Annotated in this window: 14 protein-coding genes; 5 read left to right on the top strand and 9 right to left on the bottom strand. The window is 58.9% G+C overall.

Annotation, left to right across the window (positions count from 1 at the left end; all coding sequences use genetic code 11):
* Positions 1-65: 65 nt before the first annotated feature.
* Together AC6I7A_RS01510 and AC6I7A_RS01505 are read right to left on the bottom strand one after the other, a co-directional pair.
* Positions 66-275 (bottom strand): YdgH/BhsA/McbA family protein, encoded by a 210-nt coding sequence (locus tag AC6I7A_RS01510; protein WP_009092571.1) that lies wholly within the window; start codon positions 273-275, stop codon positions 66-68.
* A gap of 212 nt (positions 276-487) precedes the next feature.
* Entirely contained in the window at positions 488-1,675 is a 1,188-nt protein-coding gene (locus AC6I7A_RS01505; RefSeq protein ID WP_058957008.1) for an MFS transporter, read from the bottom strand.
* A 104-nt stretch (positions 1,676-1,779) separates the two neighbouring features.
* Here AC6I7A_RS01505 and AC6I7A_RS01500 point away from each other — a divergent pair, with 104 nt between their 5' ends.
* Positions 1,780-2,763, top strand: a complete 984-nt coding sequence (locus AC6I7A_RS01500; RefSeq protein ID WP_058957007.1) for a cupin domain-containing protein — start codon at positions 1,780-1,782, stop codon at positions 2,761-2,763.
* Here AC6I7A_RS01500 and AC6I7A_RS01495 read toward each other — a convergent pair.
* The 4 genes from AC6I7A_RS01495 to gltP all read right to left on the bottom strand — a co-directional run bounded on the left by AC6I7A_RS01495 (position 2,760) and on the right by gltP (position 8,558).
* Positions 2,760-4,304, bottom strand: a complete 1,545-nt coding sequence (locus tag AC6I7A_RS01495) for a methyl-accepting chemotaxis protein (protein ID WP_058957006.1) — start codon at positions 4,302-4,304, stop codon at positions 2,760-2,762. The genes AC6I7A_RS01500 and AC6I7A_RS01495 overlap by 4 nt on opposite strands.
* A 228-nt stretch (positions 4,305-4,532) precedes the next feature.
* Positions 4,533-5,987, bottom strand: coding sequence for a PTS N-acetylmuramic acid transporter subunit IIBC (gene murP, locus AC6I7A_RS01490; protein WP_498004265.1), 1,455 nt, complete (start codon positions 5,985-5,987; stop codon positions 4,533-4,535).
* On the bottom strand, positions 5,987-6,898 hold the full coding sequence (murQ, locus tag AC6I7A_RS01485; RefSeq protein WP_058957005.1) for an N-acetylmuramic acid 6-phosphate etherase: 912 nt from the start codon (positions 6,896-6,898) through the stop codon (positions 5,987-5,989). Before murQ ends, murP begins: the two co-directional genes overlap by 1 nt.
* Before the next feature lie 358 nt (positions 6,899-7,256).
* The gene (gene gltP, locus AC6I7A_RS01480; RefSeq protein WP_009092578.1) at positions 7,257-8,558 is read right to left on the bottom strand and encodes a glutamate/aspartate:proton symporter GltP; all 1,302 of its coding nucleotides are present in this window, start codon (positions 8,556-8,558) and stop codon (positions 7,257-7,259) included.
* A 585-nt stretch (positions 8,559-9,143) separates the two neighbouring features.
* Here gltP and acs point away from each other — a divergent pair.
* From acs to AC6I7A_RS01465, 3 genes are all read left to right on the top strand, one after another.
* The gene (acs, locus tag AC6I7A_RS01475) at positions 9,144-11,099 is read left to right on the top strand and encodes an acetate--CoA ligase (protein WP_009092579.1); all 1,956 of its coding nucleotides are present in this window, start codon (positions 9,144-9,146) and stop codon (positions 11,097-11,099) included.
* A gap of 140 nt (positions 11,100-11,239) precedes the next feature.
* On the top strand, positions 11,240-11,569 hold the full coding sequence (locus AC6I7A_RS01470) for a DUF485 domain-containing protein (RefSeq protein ID WP_009092580.1): 330 nt from the start codon (positions 11,240-11,242) through the stop codon (positions 11,567-11,569).
* Positions 11,566-13,221 (top strand): cation acetate symporter, encoded by a 1,656-nt coding sequence (locus AC6I7A_RS01465; protein ID WP_046101025.1) that lies wholly within the window; start codon positions 11,566-11,568, stop codon positions 13,219-13,221. Before AC6I7A_RS01470 ends, AC6I7A_RS01465 begins: the two co-directional genes overlap by 4 nt.
* 78 nt (positions 13,222-13,299) lie before the next feature.
* Here AC6I7A_RS01465 and AC6I7A_RS01460 read toward each other — a convergent pair whose 3' ends face one another.
* From AC6I7A_RS01460 to AC6I7A_RS01450, 3 genes are all read right to left on the bottom strand, one after another.
* A complete protein-coding gene (locus AC6I7A_RS01460) occupies positions 13,300-13,845 on the bottom strand; it encodes a YfaZ family outer membrane protein (protein ID WP_009092582.1) in 546 nt (181 codons plus the stop codon).
* A 136-nt stretch (positions 13,846-13,981) separates the two neighbouring features.
* Positions 13,982-14,677, bottom strand: a complete 696-nt coding sequence (locus AC6I7A_RS01455; RefSeq protein WP_046101024.1) for an LrgB family protein — start codon at positions 14,675-14,677, stop codon at positions 13,982-13,984.
* A complete protein-coding gene (locus tag AC6I7A_RS01450; RefSeq protein ID WP_046101023.1) occupies positions 14,670-15,095 on the bottom strand; it encodes a CidA/LrgA family protein in 426 nt (141 codons plus the stop codon). Before AC6I7A_RS01450 ends, AC6I7A_RS01455 begins: the two co-directional genes overlap by 8 nt.
* A gap of 102 nt (positions 15,096-15,197) precedes the next feature.
* On the opposite strand from AC6I7A_RS01450, the gene AC6I7A_RS01445 reads away from it, so the two are divergent.
* Complete coding sequence (locus AC6I7A_RS01445) at positions 15,198-16,100, top strand: LysR family transcriptional regulator (protein WP_009092585.1); 903 nt, start codon at positions 15,198-15,200, stop codon at positions 16,098-16,100.
* Positions 16,101-16,127 lie beyond the last annotated feature (27 nt).

Here is a 16,127-nt window from a genome sequence, read left to right as displayed (position 1 = left end):
TTATTCGCGCAGAAACGCCGCCAGGACGCCCGGAGGCGTCCTGTCAGCATGGGAGGGCAGAGAGATTATTTCAGCAGTTCAGCGGTCATGTGCACGCCGTTGTTGGTGTAAGCTTCAGTGATTTTATATGAAGCACCAGCTTCCTGAGCCTGCGCAGCAATTTTCGCTTCAGCACCGTCCAGTGTAGAGTCGATGGCGGTCACAGATTGCGCGAAGCTGGCGAATGGCAGAACAGAAAGCGCGATAACAGCTGCAAAAGTTTTGATAGATTTCATGGTCAATTCCTCGGTTGATTTTTATCAGGTAAGGCGTGCTGCCTTGTTGATAGAAATAATAGTCCGGAAGTTGATCAGGGAAAAGCAGAGGGTTTTGCTTATCTCTTTCAGAAAAACTGAACATAAAAAGCACGCATCGTGCAGTTATCGCTCAAAAGGTTAATCACCCACCCATAAAAGTAAAGGCAGCATAATCCGCTGCCTGCAAAAGATTAACCGTGGTGCCGGACCCGGCTGAAGATGGTCAGTGCAGCCAGCAGCATCAGTACCCCGCTGGCAACAAATACGCCGCCAGCGCCGCGCAGATCGAACATCCAACCGCCCGCCGCCGCGCCGACAGTTATCGCCAGCTGAATCGTGGCGACCAGCAGACCACCGCCCGATTCTGCATCATCCGGCACCGCGCGCGAAATCCAGGTTGACCAGCCGGTTGGCATCGAACCAAACGCCATGCCCCAGATCGCCACGCCCGCTCCCACTATCCAGCTGACCCCGCCAAAAGTCACCAGCAGCAGCGCGGTCAGGCTCATCAGCAGCGCCATCCCGCTCAGCGTCAGCGACACGCTGCGGGTCACCAGAAAACCGGCCAGCGAGGTGCCAAAGAAGTTCGCCACACCAAAGGCCAGCAGCGCCAGCGACAGCTGATTAAGGTTGAACTGCGCCACACCTTCCAGGAAAGGGCGCAGATAGGTAAAGAAGGCGAAGTGGCCGGTGAACATCATGATCACGGCCAGCATGCCCCAGCGCATCACGCCGATCCGCAGCAGGGTCAGTACGCCGCCGCTGCGGGCTTTGTTCTCTGCCGGCATGGCGGGCAGGGTAAAGAACTGCCACAGCAGCGCCACCGCGCCCAGCCCGGCGGTCAGCATAAAGATGTTGCGCCAGCCCACCAGGCCACCGAGGTAGCTGCCAAGCGGCGTGGCGATAATCGTCGCCAGCGAGATCCCGCTGAAGACGATGGAGAGCGCCCGCGGCACCTGATCGACGGGAACCAGACGCATGGTGATGGCGGTTGAGAGCGTCCAGAAGCCACCTATCGCCATCCCCAGCAACACGCGCGCCAGCAATATCACCGTCAGATCGCCGGCAAACGCCACCATCAGCGCCGAGGCGATCAGCAGCAGTGAGAACACCAGCATCACGATGCGGCGGTCGATACGCCGCGTGACGCTGCCGGTCACCAGGCTGGTAAACAGCGCCACCAGGGCGGTAATGGTGACGGTCTGTCCCGCCTGCCCTTCTGAAACGCCGAGGCTGTGCGCCATGGGCGTCAGCAGACTCACGGGTAAAAATTCGGCGGTAATCAGGCTGAACACCCCAAACGCCATAGCAAAAACTGCGCCCCACGCGGGGTGGGTCGGCGAGGAAACCTCATCAGCCACTTCGGTTGTCAGACTCATGCTGCTTCTCCGGAAGATAAAAAAGTGTGAGAGAGCATAGAGGGAGGCGTCAGGACGATCTATGATGCTTACACCTTCATTTTTGATAATTCGTCTGGAATCGCATGAGCCACTATGGAGACCTGACCAGCGAGCTGTTGATGGGGATGCGCCTTTATGGCGTCAACTATCAGCGTATCGCCGTAAGCGCACCGTTCGGGCTGCGCTTCGATCACGCACCGGGCCGGGCGCAGTTTCACTTTGTCGGCCGCGGCTCACTGCTGGTGCGCAGCGCCTCCGGTGAGGTGTTTCCGCTTCACAGCGGCGATGCGCTGCTGGTGCCGCACGGTAAACCGCACAGCCTGATCTCCGGCGAGGAGGTGGCGTGTCTGTGTGTGAAAAATATGACGAGCAAGCCGATCTGCGACAGCGTCTGCGCCATCGCCGCTCCGGAGGATGCCGGTGAGGATGAGCACAGCGTGCTGCTGTTCAGCGCCTGTATGGCATTTGAACTGGGCGGCATGCAGCCGCTGATCAATACCATGCCGGATGTGATGCTGGTGAGTACCCTGCTGTCGCAGTATCCGGAGATTCAGCCGATCCTGGCGGCGATGGAACGGGAGTCGCGCACCCGGCAGGCGGGATTTGCCGGTATTCTGTCGCGTCTGGCCGATGTGGTTGCCGCGCTGATTGTGCGCGGCTGGGTGGAGAACGGCTGCGGCCAGCAGAGCGGGCTGGTGCAGGCGATGCGCGATCCGCGGCTGAGTCAGGCGATTGCCGCCATGCATCGGGAGCCGGGCGAAAACTGGACGGTCGCGCGGCTGGCCAGCGTGGCGGGCTGTTCGCGTTCGGTGTTTGCCGGCCGTTTTCTCAACGCCACCGGCATGACGCCGTTACGTTATCTGACCGAACTGCGGATGCGGCTGGCGGTGCAGCGGATTGTGAACAATGGCGAAGCGGTGGAAGCCGTGGCTTACCATCTCGGCTACGGCTCGATTGCAGCGTTCAGCCGCGCCTTTAAACGCATCGTCGGTCAGTCGCCAGGCGCGCTGCGGGCCGGACGCGAAGGCACGCAGGCGCAGGTGCTGACCGCCTCATCTGCCGCTTAGCGGAATACGCTGATCGCCTCCACCAGACGGTTTGCCTGATGGGTCATGCGGCCCGACGCCTCGGCGCTTTCCGATACGCGCGCGGCGTTCTGATGGGTAATGTCATCAAGATCTTCCACCGCTGAACTCACCTCACTGAGTGCGGTGGCCTGCTCGGCGGTGGCGGCACTGATCTGGGCAATCAGTGCCGTGACATTCTGCACCTGCGACACGATATCCTGCATGGTCCGGCCTGCCGCGCTGGCGTGTTCATTGCCCGATTTGACCCGGCCAACGCTGGTTTCGACCAGCATTTTTATCTCACTGGCCGCTTTGGCGCTGCGCTGCGCCAGACTGCGCACCTCGCCCGCTACCACCGCAAAGCCTTTACCCTGTTCACCGGCCCGTGCCGCTTCCACGGCCGCGTTCAGCGCCAGGATGTTGGTCTGGAAGGCAATACCGTCGATCACGCTGGTAATATTGGCGATTCGCTTCGAGCTGTCGGCGATTTCACCCATCATCTCCATCATCTCGCTCATCACCTCACCGCCTTTGCTCGCCGCACTGCTGGTGTCGGCAGAGAGGGTATTCACCTCATGCGCGGTTTCCGTATTGCTCTTCACCGTCGCGGTCATTTCGTTCATGGTGGCCGCCGTCTGCTGCACGTTGGCGGCCGCCTGCTCGGTGCGACGACTCAGTTCGTTATTGCTGCGGGCGATAGCGTCGCTGGCGCTTAAGACGTTGATCGCCTGGCCGCTGACATCATCCACCAGCCAGCGGAACATCAGGCCGAGCTGACCGATGGCACGCAGCGTTACGCCCACCTCATCCACGCGATCCATCTGCTCAACCTGATGGCTGGCTCCGGTCGCCACGCGCAGGGCCTGCTGACACATCCGCTCGATCGGGCGGGAGATCTGCTGCTCCAGCCAGAGGCTGCTGAGTGTCAGCAGAGCGGCCATACCGGCAGCAAAACCGGCCAGGGCCGCCGGTGTCATACCCAGCGCCCAGGTACCCGCCACCGACAGAGGCAGCAGCGCCAGCAGGGTGCTGCGGATCCGCCAGCGCAGGGGCAGCGTCTGCAGCAATGAGGCGGGACGGCCCCAGCCGCTGCGCACCAGCAGGCCTTTGTGAAAACGTCGCCCTCTGGCGCGGCCTTCACGAAAATCCTGATAGAGCGCTTCGCTCTGACGCACCTCTTCCGGGGTGGGTTTAGTGCGCACTGACATATAACCCTGCACTTTGCCGTCGCGCACCACCGGAATGGCATTGGCCCGCACCCAGTAGTGATCGCCATTTTTGCGTCGGTTCTTGACCAGCGCGGTCCAGGGCTCGCCCTGCTTCAGCGTCGCCCACATATCAGCAAAGGCTTCCGGCGGCATGTCGGGATGGCGCACCATATTGTGTGGCTGGCCGTTGATCTCGTCGGCGGTGAATCCGCTCGCTTCGATGAAGGCGTCGTTGGCGTAGGTGATGTGGCTGTTGAGATCGGTGGTGGACATCAGTGTCGCATGATCGTCGAACAGATATTCACGCTGAGAGACAGGCTGGTTGTTACGCATCAAAAATCCTTGAAGACCCGACCTTCTGCCCGTGACAGCATAACTGTCAGCGGGAAAACGGCAGGCTGAGAGATAACGATTACCTTTTTTTATGTTTTCGGCATGCTTCTGTACTCTCTTTAACGATTCCATTAAATTTCTGCCGCGAAAAAAGCCACTTTGCAGCGGCTTTCACATTTTTGGGCGATTATTCATCCGTTAGCCGGATTTCAGAATTCCGGCAGTCCGTCAGCTGAGGTCAACATTTCGGGTGCCGAACCACCAGGTCAGCAGAAACCCGCCGGTCCAGGCGACCATCAATCCGGCCAGATAGACCGCCATCCCGGCGAAGATCCCCTGTCCGGACGTCATCAGCGGCAGCGTGACCAGACCGGAAGGTCCGAATACCGTATTCATCCCCACCGGTAATCCCAGCCACGCCACCAGTCCGATAAAGAAACCGCCCAGCGCTCCGCCCCCACAGGCGGTGATGAAGGGCTTAAGGCGCGGCAGGGTGACGCCGTAGATCAGAGGTTCACCGACACCCAGCAGGCCCGGCACAATGGCACCTTTGATCTGCGCCCGCAGCAGCGCCCCTTTTTCCGCTTTGCACCACAGCGCCAGTGCTGCACCGACCTGCCCGGCCCCCGCCATTGCCAGAATGGGAAACAGGGAGTTAAAGCCCTGGCTTTCCATCAGCGCAAAGTAGACCGGAATAAAGCCCTGATGGATGCCGAACATCACCGCAATCAGGAACAGCCCGGCCAGCAGAGCACAGCCAAAGGGATTATTGTTGAGATGGATGAACAGCCAGGACATCCCTCTGAACAGTTCACCGCCCAGCGGCATGATGAGCAGATAGGTGATGGCGCCAGTGATCACCAGCGTGAACAGCGAAGTGAGGATCATATCGAGGTTATCGGGAATGATGCGGCGCAGCTGTATCTCAATCCATGCCCCGATAATCGTCGCCATCAGCACCCCGATAATGTTGCCGCGCGGATCGATGCTGAGGCCAAAGAAGCTCTCCATGCCGCTGTAGTAACCCGTGGTGGCAGTGGGCACATAGCCAAGCACAAACAGCGAAGCGATGATGGCACCGTTGACGCCGCTGCCGCCAAAGGCTTTCTGCGCGTTGTAGCCAATCAGGATGCTGAGAAAGGTGAACAGCCCTTTGCCGAACACTTTCATGTACGCCACGGTGTGCAGCAGCCAGGGCGCATGGTCGCCGGGCGCATTAAGGTGGAGGCTTTGCTCAATCAGCGTGGCGAAGCCGAGCAGCAGGCCCGCGCCGATAAAGCCCGGAATCAGCGGGGTAAAAATGGTGGCAAAACGCGACAGAAACTGGTGAACGCCGTGGGTCTGTTTCGCCCTGAGCTGCTGCTTCTGCTCCGCCGCCCGCTGCGCCAGATCCGCCGTCTGCTGGCGGGGAGGTGGCGAGATATCCTCCTGTGACAGCAGGCGCTGCATCCCTTCCGCGGCGGTCTGCGCTTTCCCCGGACCGAGGACAATCTGAAGCTGCGCCTCGCTGTCGATGACGCCCAGCACGCCCGGCAGGCTTTTCAGGCATGCCAGATCGGCCTGCCCGGCCTGATTGAGCGTCAGCCGCAGCCGCGTCATGCAGTGGCCGCAGGCTGCGATATTGTGCGCCCCGCCGACCGCCTGCAGGATATCGCGCAGCAGTGCTACGGTGATGCTGGCCATCAGCGTGCTCCCGCTGCCTGCAGAGCCTGGCGGATAAAGCCCTGATGCTGGCTGAGCAGCGCTTTTGCCCCATCGGCGTCCAGTCCGGCCAGCACCATCAGGATGGCCGTTTTGCAGTGTCCGCCGCAGGCGGTGAGCGCGGCGCGGGCCGTGGCGTCATCACAATCCGTGGCCTGCATGACGATGTTGACCTGGCGCTGCACCAGCTTCTGATTCGTGGCTTCCACATCCACCATGAGATTGCCGTAGACCTTTCCGCTGCGGATCATCGCGCCGGTGGTAAGCATGTTGAGCACCAGTTTCTGCGCCGTGCCCGCTTTCATGCGGGAAGAGCCGGTGACAATCTCCGGGCCGACCACCGGGGTGAGCGCAATCGCGGCAACCTGTGCCATGGCGCTGTCCGGATTACAGGTGAGCGCCACGGTGGTCGCGCCAAGTTCGTTCGCGTAAGCCAGCGCACCCAGCACGTAGGGTGTGCGACCGCTGGCGGCGATACCGACCAGGATATCGTGGCGGCTGAAGCGGATATCTTTCAGATCCTGCGCGCCCTGCTCCCGGTTATCTTCGGCGTTTTCAACCGCCTGCAGGATGGCGGTATGGCCACCGGCGATCAGGCCGATAACCTGTTCGCGGGGGGTGCCAAAGGTGGGCGGGCATTCGCTGGCGTCCAGAATACCGAGCCGTCCGGAGGTGCCTGCGCCGCAGTAGATCAGTCGTCCACCGGCCCGGAAGGCGGCGCAGATGGCGTCAACGGCGGCAGCGATCTGCGGCAGGATAGCCTCAACCGCCAGCGCGACCTTTTTATCTTCATCATTAATGACGCGCAGCATCGCTTCGGTGGAGAGTTCGTCAATGTTCTGGCTGGCCGGGTTGCGGCCTTCGGTAATCATCTGGCTGAGGTCGAGTTTCATGGCGGGCTCCGCAAAAGGAATAAATTATTCAAATTGGAAAACATTATAAAGAATGATTAATTCGCTGGGGGAGATCTTTTTTCACTGGATGTGAGTGGCGTCGTTGTCAAACCGGAGCCGGTCAGAAAAGGTTCACCTGATCGTAAAGACGCATTCGTCATCCATGACGCTCGGCCCACGCCGTCCCTGGCGTGGGACGCTTTACTCGTCAGGTGAACATTTTCTTCCCTCAGACTGTTTTACTGCTGTTTGAAAAGAAGTTTTAGCCGGACATCTGCCCTATCGACCCGGTATGAACTAAGCCACACAAAAAAAAGGCTCAACTTTCGTTGAGCCCTTTCTGCGTGAACGAGAACGATCAGCCTGCGGTCTGCGTCCGCAGCTGCAGCTCGTACGCCTTCGCCTGTTCTGCATCGAACTGATTTTCCCAGCGGGAAATCACCAGCACCGCCAGCGCGTTACCGACCACGTTCAGTGCGGTACGCGCCATGTCCATGATGCGGTCAACACCAGCGATAAACGCCAGGCCTTCCAGCGGAATGCCGACGCTGCCCAGGGTGGCCAGCAGCACCACGAACGACACGCCCGGCACGCCGGCGATCCCTTTCGAGGTCACCATCAGCGTCAGCACCAGCACAATCTCGTCGGTCAGTGACAGGTCAATGCCATAGAGCTGCGCGATAAAGATTGCCGCAATGCTCTGATAGAGCGTTGAACCATCGAGATTAAATGAGTAGCCGGTCGGCACCACAAAGCTGGTGATCGCTTTCGGCGCGCCGTAGGCTTCCATCTTCTCCATGATGCGTGGCAGCACGGTTTCCGAACTGGAGGTGGAGTAAGAGAGGATCAGCTCATCTTTCAGGATACGCATCAGGGTGGTGATCCGCAGCTTGCAGAGACGCGCCACGCCGCCCAGTACCACGAAGGCGAAGAAGAGAATCGCCACGTAAACCAGCAGTACCAGCTTGGCCAGCGGCCAGAGCGAGGCAAAGCCGAAGTTGGCAATCGTCACCGCAATCAGCGCAAACACCCCTACCGGCGCATAGCGCATGATCATGTTCGTGACTTTAAACATCGTTTCAGAGATGCCACGGAACAGGTTCACCAGCGGATCACGCTGTTCTGACGGCAGAGACGAGAGGCCTAAGCCAAACAGCACCGAGAAAAAGATAATCGGCAGCATGTCGCCCTTCACCATTGAGGCGAAGATGTTCTGCGGGATCAGCGACAGAATGGTGGCAACCAGGCTGTGCGGACCGCCCTGCACCTCTGCCGTTGTCGCTTCATATTTAGAGATGTCCACCGTTGCCAGCGTTGACATATCGATGCCGGTGCCGGGTTGAAATACGTTGGCCAGCGTAATACCGACCACAATGGCAAGGGTGGTGATCACTTCAAAGTAGAGAATCGTTTTGACGCCGATGCGTCCCAGCTTCTTTGCATCACCGACGCCGGCAATGCCGACCACCAGGGATGAAATCACAATCGGTACCACAATCATCTTGATGAGATGAATGAAGATATCGCCTGCCGGACTGAGAATGTTGGTGACTAACCATTCACGATTGTCTGGCTGATTATGCAACACAGCGCCCACAATGATACCAAGCACAAGGGCTGTCAGAATCTGCCAGGCCAGGCTGATTTTAAAACCTTTCATAACGTGTCATTTCCTCAGTCAAAACCCGTTTTTTCTCTGCTGCGAAGGTGCAGAAGACGATACACACAGGGAGTGAGCAAAAAGCCCGGTAAATTAGAGGGTGTCTTGAAACAGCGCCTCGTATGAAAATCTGACGATTCCCATACCCATTTTCAGACGCGGTCTGAGTTGATACCTGCAGAACAGGGGCGAGATAAGTACCATTTTCACTGTGGTAAATGCAACCCCTGGCGGATCCGATTAAAAGTTCACCACCTGAGTAGCATAAAGTGCTGCTGACGCTGAAAAACCCTAACCTGCTGTTATGAAAAGTATTACTTCGATGAATTTACGCATAGCTATGCAGGAGCGGTTAAAAAGGCTCCCGGCGCGTTTGCTTGCTTTTTATTCAGGGTGAGTGTCAAAAGGTCATGCCTGTCGCCCTTATCCCCGTCGGCTTATCCAGCAGAAATATCGGGATAGCCTCCCGCTCAGGCGGCGAAGAAATATCCCGTGATCTGTGGCGCAAAAAAGAAACAAAGGCTCAGGGCAGGCTTCAATTAACTATTGATTGACATATCATTAACATCTTCAAGGAGATCCGCCATGAGCCAAAACCACAAACATCCTGTTCCAGAGAACATTGCAGCGAATGCCCTGATCACAGCAGAACAGTATCAGGCGATGTATCAGCACTCTGTCGACGACCCGGACAGTTTCTGGGGCGAACAGGGCAAAATCCTTGACTGGATTAAGCCCTACAGCACCGTGAAAAACTGCTCGTTTGCACCGGGTAACATCAGCATTCGCTGGTACGAAGATGGCACGCTGAACCTGGCGGCAAACTGCCTTGACCGTCATCTCGCCACGCGCGGCGACCACCCGGCCATTATCTGGGAAGGCGACGACGCCAGCGAGAGTAAAACCCTGACCTTCCGCCAGCTGCATGCAGAAGTCTGTCGCTTCGCCAACGTGCTGGAGCTGCTGGAGGTGAAAAAAGGCGATGTGGTGGCGATCTATATGCCGATGGTGCCGGAAGCGGCTGTGGCGATGCTGGCCTGTGCGCGTATCGGGGCCGTTCACTCGGTGATCTTTGGCGGCTTCTCACCGGAGGCGGTGGCGGGCCGTATCGTCGACTCCAGTGCCTCGCTGGTGATCACCGCGGATGAAGGGATCCGTGCCGGCCGCAGCATCCCGCTGAAAAAAAATGTCGATGACGCATTAAAAAATCCTGCCGTCACCAGCGTGAAGAACGTGGTGGTCTTCCGGCGCACCGGTAAAGAGGTGGGCTGGGTGGAAGGCCGCGATCGGTGGTGGCATGACCTGATGCAGAACGCCAGCACCAACCACTCCCCAGCCGAAGTGGGTGCAGAAGATCCGCTGTTTATCCTCTATACCTCCGGCTCCACCGGCAAACCCAAAGGGGTACTGCACACCACGGGCGGCTATCTGGTCTATGCGGCGACCACCTTTAAGTTTGTCTTTGATTACCATCAGGATGATATCTACTGGTGCACCGCCGATGTCGGCTGGGTCACCGGTCACAGCTATCTGGTCTATGGCCCGCTGGCCTGTGGCGCAACCACGCTGATGTTTGAAGGGGTGCCGAACTGGCCCACACCGAGCCGCATGGCGGAAGTGGTCGATAAACATAAAGTGACCCTGCTCTACACCGCGCCCACGGCTATCCGTGCACTGATGGCGGAAGGCGATAAGGCGATAGCGAACACTGACCGCAGCACGCTGCGCATCATGGGTTCGGTCGGCGAGCCGATCAACCCGGAAGCCTGGGAGTGGTACTATCAGAAAATCGGCAACAGCCGCTGCCCGATTGTGGACACCTGGTGGCAGACCGAAACCGGCGGCTTCATGATCACCCCGCTGCCGGGTGCAACCGAGCTGAAAGCCGGTTCCGCCACCCGGCCTTTCTTCGGGGTGCAGCCCGCACTGGTAGACAACGAAGGTCAGCCTCAGGAAGGTGCCTGTGAAGGCAACCTGGTGATCACGGAATCCTGGCCCGGACAGGCGCGAACGCTCTTTGGCGATCATGACCGTTTCGAGCAGACCTATTTCTCCACCTTTAAAAATGCCTACTTTAGTGGTGACGGGGCCCGTCGCGATGAGGATGGCTACTACTGGATCACCGGCCGCGTTGATGACGTACTCAATGTCTCCGGTCACCGGCTCGGCACCGCCGAAATTGAGTCCGCGCTGGTGTCGCACCCGAAAATTGCCGAAGCCGCGGTGGTGGGCATTCCGCACAGCATCAAAGGCCAGGCGATTTATGCCTATATCACGCTGAATCACGGCGAGGAGCCGTCACCGGAGCTTTACACCGAAGTCCGCCAGTGGGTACGCAAAGAGATCGGCCCGATAGCCACGCCGGATGTGCTGCACTGGACGGACTCTCTGCCGAAAACCCGCTCCGGCAAAATCATGCGCCGTATTCTGCGCAAAATTGCCACCGGCGACACCAGCAATCTGGGTGACACCTCCACGCTCGCCGATCCTGGCGTCGTAGAAAAACTGCTTGAGGAGAAACAGTCCATCAACATGCCTTAAGCGCACGCTGTCCGGCGGGAAGATCGCTTCCCGCCACCCCCGCCCCACGCAGTCTGTTTCGGTAGTCACAAATATTATAACCAGCTGAATCCGCGTCCTGACGCGAGGTTCTCCCCTGCAAGACCTCTGGAGAAAATGTGATGAATGACGCCCTTTCGAGTCAGGATGCAATCAATCAACAGATTGAACGTAATCCCCGTTTTCATGAGCTAGTCCGTAAACGCCAGGCGTTCGCGACGCTGCTGTCGCTGATTATGCTGGTGCTCTATGTCGGTTTTATTCTGCTGATTGCGTTCGCGCCCGGCTGGCTCGGTACGCCGCTGCACGCCGGGACCAACGTGACCCGCGGTATCCCGATTGGTGTCGGACTGATTGTGGTCTCCTTTCTGCTGACCGGCGTCTATGTCTGGCGCGCCAACGGGGAGTTTGACCGTTTAACCAAAGCAATCCTCAGCGAGGTGAAATCATGACCCGACTCACCTTATGGCTGCTGGCCCTGATGCTGCCCTTCTCCGCGCTGGCCGCCGATGCGATAACCGGTGCCGTGCAGCGTCAGGCAACCAACTATCAGGCGATCATCATGTTTATGATTTTCGTCGGGGCCACGCTGGGGATTACTTACTGGGCCTCCAGACGAACCCGTTCACGCAATGACTACTACACCGCGGGCGGCAATATCACCGGCTTCCAGAATGGTCTGGCGATGGCGGGAGACTTTATGTCCGCGGCGTCGTTCCTTGGGATATCGGCGCTGGTTTACACCTCCGGTTATGACGGGCTGATCTACTCGCTCGGCTTCCTGGTCGGCTGGCCGATGATTCTGTTTTTAATCGCCGAACGGCTGCGCAACCTGGGTCGCTATACCTTTGCGGATGTCGCCTCCTATCGTCTTAAGCAGATGCCGATCCGCATCCTCTCCGCCTGCGGTTCGCTGGTGGTGGTGGCGCTCTACCTGATTGCACAGATGGTGGGGGCCGGGAAGCTGATCCAGCTGCTGTTTGGTCTTAACTACCATGTGGCGGTGATTCTGGTCGGCATTCTGATGGTGATGTATGTGCTGTTTGGCGGCATGCTCGCCACCACCTGGGTGCAGATCATCAAAGCGGTGCTGCTGCTGTTTGGCGCGACCTTTATGGCGGTAATGGTCATGAAGGCGACCGGTTTCAGCTTTAATACGCTCTTCACCGAAGCGATGGCGGTCCATCCTAAGGGCGCCGCGATTATGCAGCCTGGCGGACTGGTCAAAGATCCCATTTCGGCGCTGTCACTGGGCTTAGGGCTGATGTTTGGTACGGCTGGCCTGCCACACATTCTGATGCGCTTCTTCACCGTGGCCGATGCCAAAGAGGCGCGGAAAAGCGTCTTCTGGGCCACCGGCTTCATGGGTTACTTCTACTTCCTGACCTTCATTATCGGCTTTGGGGCCATTCTGCTGGTCGGCGCGAATCCGGCGTTTAAAGATGCGGCGGGTGCGCTGATAGGCGGTAATAACATGGCGGCGGTGCACCTGGCGAATGCGGTGGGCGGCAGCACCTTCCTCGGCTTTATCTCTGCGGTCGCTTTTGCCACGATTCTGGCGGTGGTGGCGGGCTTAACCCTGGCAGGCGCGTCGGCGGTGTCGCACGATCTCTATGCCAGCGTTTACCGTAAAGGTCAGGCCAGCGAAAAGGATGAACTGCGGGTCTCTAAAATCACCGTGCTGGCGCTGGGCGTGGTGGCGATTGCGCTGGGAATTCTGTTTGAGAAGCAGAACATCGCCTTTATGGTCGGGCTGGCCTTCTCCATTGCAGCCAGCTGTAATTTCCCGATCATCCTGCTGTCGATGTACTGGTCAAAACTCACCACGCGCGGCGCAATGGTGGGCGGCTGGCTCGGTCTGCTGACCGCGGTGATCCTGATGATCCTCGGCCCGACGGTGTGGGTGCAGGTGCTGGGCAACGCCACACCGATCTTCCCGTATGAGTATCCGGCGCTGTTCTCGATGATCGTGGCCTTTGTGGGCATCTGGCTCTTCTCGATTACCGACCATTCGCCGCAGGGTGCAGAAGAGCGTTCGCGCTTCCGGGCGCAGTTCATTCGCTCGCAGACCGGCACCGGTATTGAACAGGGTAAAGCGCACTGATCGTCCTCTGAAACGGGCAGAAACAGACCATAAAAAAAGGGCGGCTCAATCAGCCGCCCTTTTCTTTCATGTCGCGTATCAGAAACGCAGTGAAGCGCCGACATAAGGACCATCGACCAGCACGTTATCTTTGCGTCCATCTTTGTTGTTCAGCTCGATGTACTGATAACCCACGCGCAGGTTAAGCAGTGAGACCGGCGTGAAGCTCAGGCCGCCCGCCGCTTCCTGGTAGCTGTCCAGCTGATCGGTGAAAGACTCCGGCGCATAGTAATATTCGCCATACAGGCCCCACATGCTGTTCAGGCTGTAGTGTGCGGCACCACCCAGCGCCACCGCAAATCCATCTTTTCCATCTTCAGGATGGGTGAAGATCGCTTTTGCGGTCGGCGCCAGACGCAGCGGCCCGAAATCGACGTTGTAACCCAGACCGGCACCGTAGGTGCTGCCGTCATGGTCGCTACGCAGCCAGTTACCCTTCAGAAACAGCCCCGGCGTGGTGGTGCCCAGACCCAGATTCAGGTTGGTGTTGTGTTCACTGACATCAACACTGCCTTCGATTGCCTGAGCGGCACCGCTCAGTAAAACCAGCCCGAGGGCGCTCCCGGTAACAAGTTGCTTAAACATGATTCCACTCCATGAAAGGACAATTAATTCGGCCGCAAGGTTAACAGCCTGAAAAACGGAGACAACATTATCCGGAAAACTTTACGTAAAAATACGTGTCGCGGTCAGGAGAGTCGCCTGCGCAGAGCAGTGTAGACTATATCGTCCACATCAGGTGTCCAATCAGCGGAGCCAGAACCACGGTCACCACGCCAGAAAGCATCATCACCAGGCTGGCGACAACGCCCTCCTGCTGCCCAAGCTGATAAGCACGTGCCGTTCCGGCGCCGTGCGATGCTGCGCCCAGTCCCGCGCCTTTCGCTACGCCCTGCTTAATGGCAATGCGCAGAAACAGGACGTCACCCACCGCCATGCCAAACACGCCGGTGATCACCACAAACAGCGCCACCAGATCGGGCTGTCCGCCAATCGGCCCCGCGGCGGCCAGCGCAAAGGGGGTGGTGATGGAGCGAACGGCAAGGCTGCGCTGAATCGACTCCGGTAACGTCAGCAACCGCGCCAGCCAGACGGAACTGCAGACGGCCACCAGCGTGGCGGTCACGACGCCCGCGCTCAGCGACAGCCAGTGACGCTTAATAATCGCCACGTTCTCATACACCGGCACGGCGAAGGCCAGCGTGGCGGGCCCCAGCAGCCACAGCAGCCAGTGGTTTTCAGCGATGTAATCCTGCCAGCTGATGTGCGTCAGCAGCAGCAGCGCCACCAGCACCAGCGGCGTCATGACCAGTGGCATCAGCAGCAGCGTCCGCCAGCGCCGGTAGAGCCGTTTATTCAGCGCATAGACCAGCAGGGTCACCGCCACACAGAGCAGGCTGAGCAGAATATCACGCATGGGGGCCCTGCTTACGCGCGGCGCGGGCGACTTCATACTGATAAAGCCGATCCACGACCCAGGCGGTAGAAGCCAGCACCAGCAGGGTACTGACGCCGATCACCACGCAGATGCGCCAGCCGTCGACCCGCAGCAGATCGCCATAGTTGACCACCGCAACCACGGCCGGAATGAAGAACAGCAGCATCTCGGCCAGCAGCCAGCGTGACCCCGCTTTCACCCAGTTGAGCGGCACGACGCGCGTCACGATCAATGCCAGCAGCAGCAGCATGCCGACGATGTTGGCAGGCAACGGCAGATGCAGCCACGTCACCAGCCGGTCGCAGGCGATAAACAGACCGATATAGAACCCCAGCTGCAGCGGCAGACTCAGCCATTGCGCTGCGCGGTGACTGCGTGGTGTGAGTGCTAACGCCATACCCTTCTCTCCCGATTAAATTCACCGCACCAGTATAAATCGGCGACAGAAGGTGAAAAAAATGAATTAAAATTATCGTAATCATGCCTGAAAGGAATAGTTATGGATGTCCGCGCCCTGCGTTACTTTACTGAAGTGGTTCGTCAGCAGAGCTTTACCCGAGCGGCACAGAAGCTGTTTGTGACGCAGCCGACCATCAGCAAAATGCTGCGCCAGCTGGAGGAGGAGCTCGGCTGTACGCTGCTACTGCGTGATGGCCGTCGCCTGCATCTTACCGACAGCGGACAGGCGGTCTATCAGCGCGGGCTGGCGATCCTGCAGGAGTTTCATCAGCTGGAAGCGGAGATCGGTGACATCAACGAGCTGAAAACCGGTGAGCTGCGGCTCGGCATTCCACCGATGGTCGGGATGCAGATAGCCGGATCGATCTCCGCGTTTCGCCGCCGTTATCCGGGTGTGGCGCTGAAAATTTCGGAGTTTGGCGGGCTGACCGTCCAGCAGGCGGTACTGGCGGGCACTCTGGACATCGCCCTGACCGCCCTGCCGGTTGACGCCGGGCTGCCGCTGAACACCCTGCCCCTGATGCACCATCCGCTCTGCGTGCTGCTGCCCCGGCATCCGGCGTGGCTTGGCCGCCAGCAGATTGGACTGGCTGAACTGGCGCAGCATCCGCTGCTGATTTTCAACGAGGAGTTTTCGCTGAACCGTCAGCTGATGCAGGCATTTCAGCGGCTCAGTCTGACGCCGACCATAGCGGTGCGCAGCGGCCAGTGGGACTTTCTGGCGGCGATGGTGCAGGCGGAAATGGGGCTGGCGATTCTGCCGGAGCCGATCTGTCAGCGGCTGGATAAGCACTCTTTATTGTGGCTGCCGCTGGAGTCGGAGCTGAAATGGAGTCTGGGTCTGATCTGGCGGGAAGGCAGTTATCTGTCGCGCAGTGCGCAGGCGTGGATAGCGTGCTGTCGCGAGCACTGGCCGGATCAGCCGCCGCGTCTGTCGGTGTAGCAGGCGGGCGCGCCGCGTTATCGCAGA

Source organism: Type-F symbiont of Plautia stali (genome assembly GCF_059731105.1).
Note: the sequence above shows the minus strand (reverse complement) of the source record. Positions and strands in the feature narration are given on the sequence as shown.

Coding starts and splice junctions, on each gene's coding strand:
- AC6I7A_RS01510 (WP_009092571.1), bottom strand. CDS start 275: ATGAAATCTATCAAAACTTTTGCAGCTGTTATCGCGCTTTCTGTTCTG.
- AC6I7A_RS01505 (WP_058957008.1), bottom strand. CDS start 1,675: ATGAGTCTGACAACCGAAGTGGCTGATGAGGTTTCCTCGCCGACCCAC.
- AC6I7A_RS01500 (WP_058957007.1), top strand. CDS start 1,780: ATGAGCCACTATGGAGACCTGACCAGCGAGCTGTTGATGGGGATGCGC.
- AC6I7A_RS01495 (WP_058957006.1), bottom strand. CDS start 4,304: ATGCGTAACAACCAGCCTGTCTCTCAGCGTGAATATCTGTTCGACGAT.
- murP (WP_498004265.1), bottom strand. CDS start 5,987: ATGGCCAGCATCACCGTAGCACTGCTGCGCGATATCCTGCAGGCGGTC.
- murQ (WP_058957005.1), bottom strand. CDS start 6,898: ATGAAACTCGACCTCAGCCAGATGATTACCGAAGGCCGCAACCCGGCC.
- gltP (WP_009092578.1), bottom strand. CDS start 8,558: ATGAAAGGTTTTAAAATCAGCCTGGCCTGGCAGATTCTGACAGCCCTT.
- acs (WP_009092579.1), top strand. CDS start 9,144: ATGAGCCAAAACCACAAACATCCTGTTCCAGAGAACATTGCAGCGAAT.
- AC6I7A_RS01470 (WP_009092580.1), top strand. CDS start 11,240: ATGAATGACGCCCTTTCGAGTCAGGATGCAATCAATCAACAGATTGAA.
- AC6I7A_RS01465 (WP_046101025.1), top strand. CDS start 11,566: ATGACCCGACTCACCTTATGGCTGCTGGCCCTGATGCTGCCCTTCTCC.
- AC6I7A_RS01460 (WP_009092582.1), bottom strand. CDS start 13,845: ATGTTTAAGCAACTTGTTACCGGGAGCGCCCTCGGGCTGGTTTTACTG.
- AC6I7A_RS01455 (WP_046101024.1), bottom strand. CDS start 14,677: ATGCGTGATATTCTGCTCAGCCTGCTCTGTGTGGCGGTGACCCTGCTG.
- AC6I7A_RS01450 (WP_046101023.1), bottom strand. CDS start 15,095: ATGGCGTTAGCACTCACACCACGCAGTCACCGCGCAGCGCAATGGCTG.
- AC6I7A_RS01445 (WP_009092585.1), top strand. CDS start 15,198: ATGGATGTCCGCGCCCTGCGTTACTTTACTGAAGTGGTTCGTCAGCAG.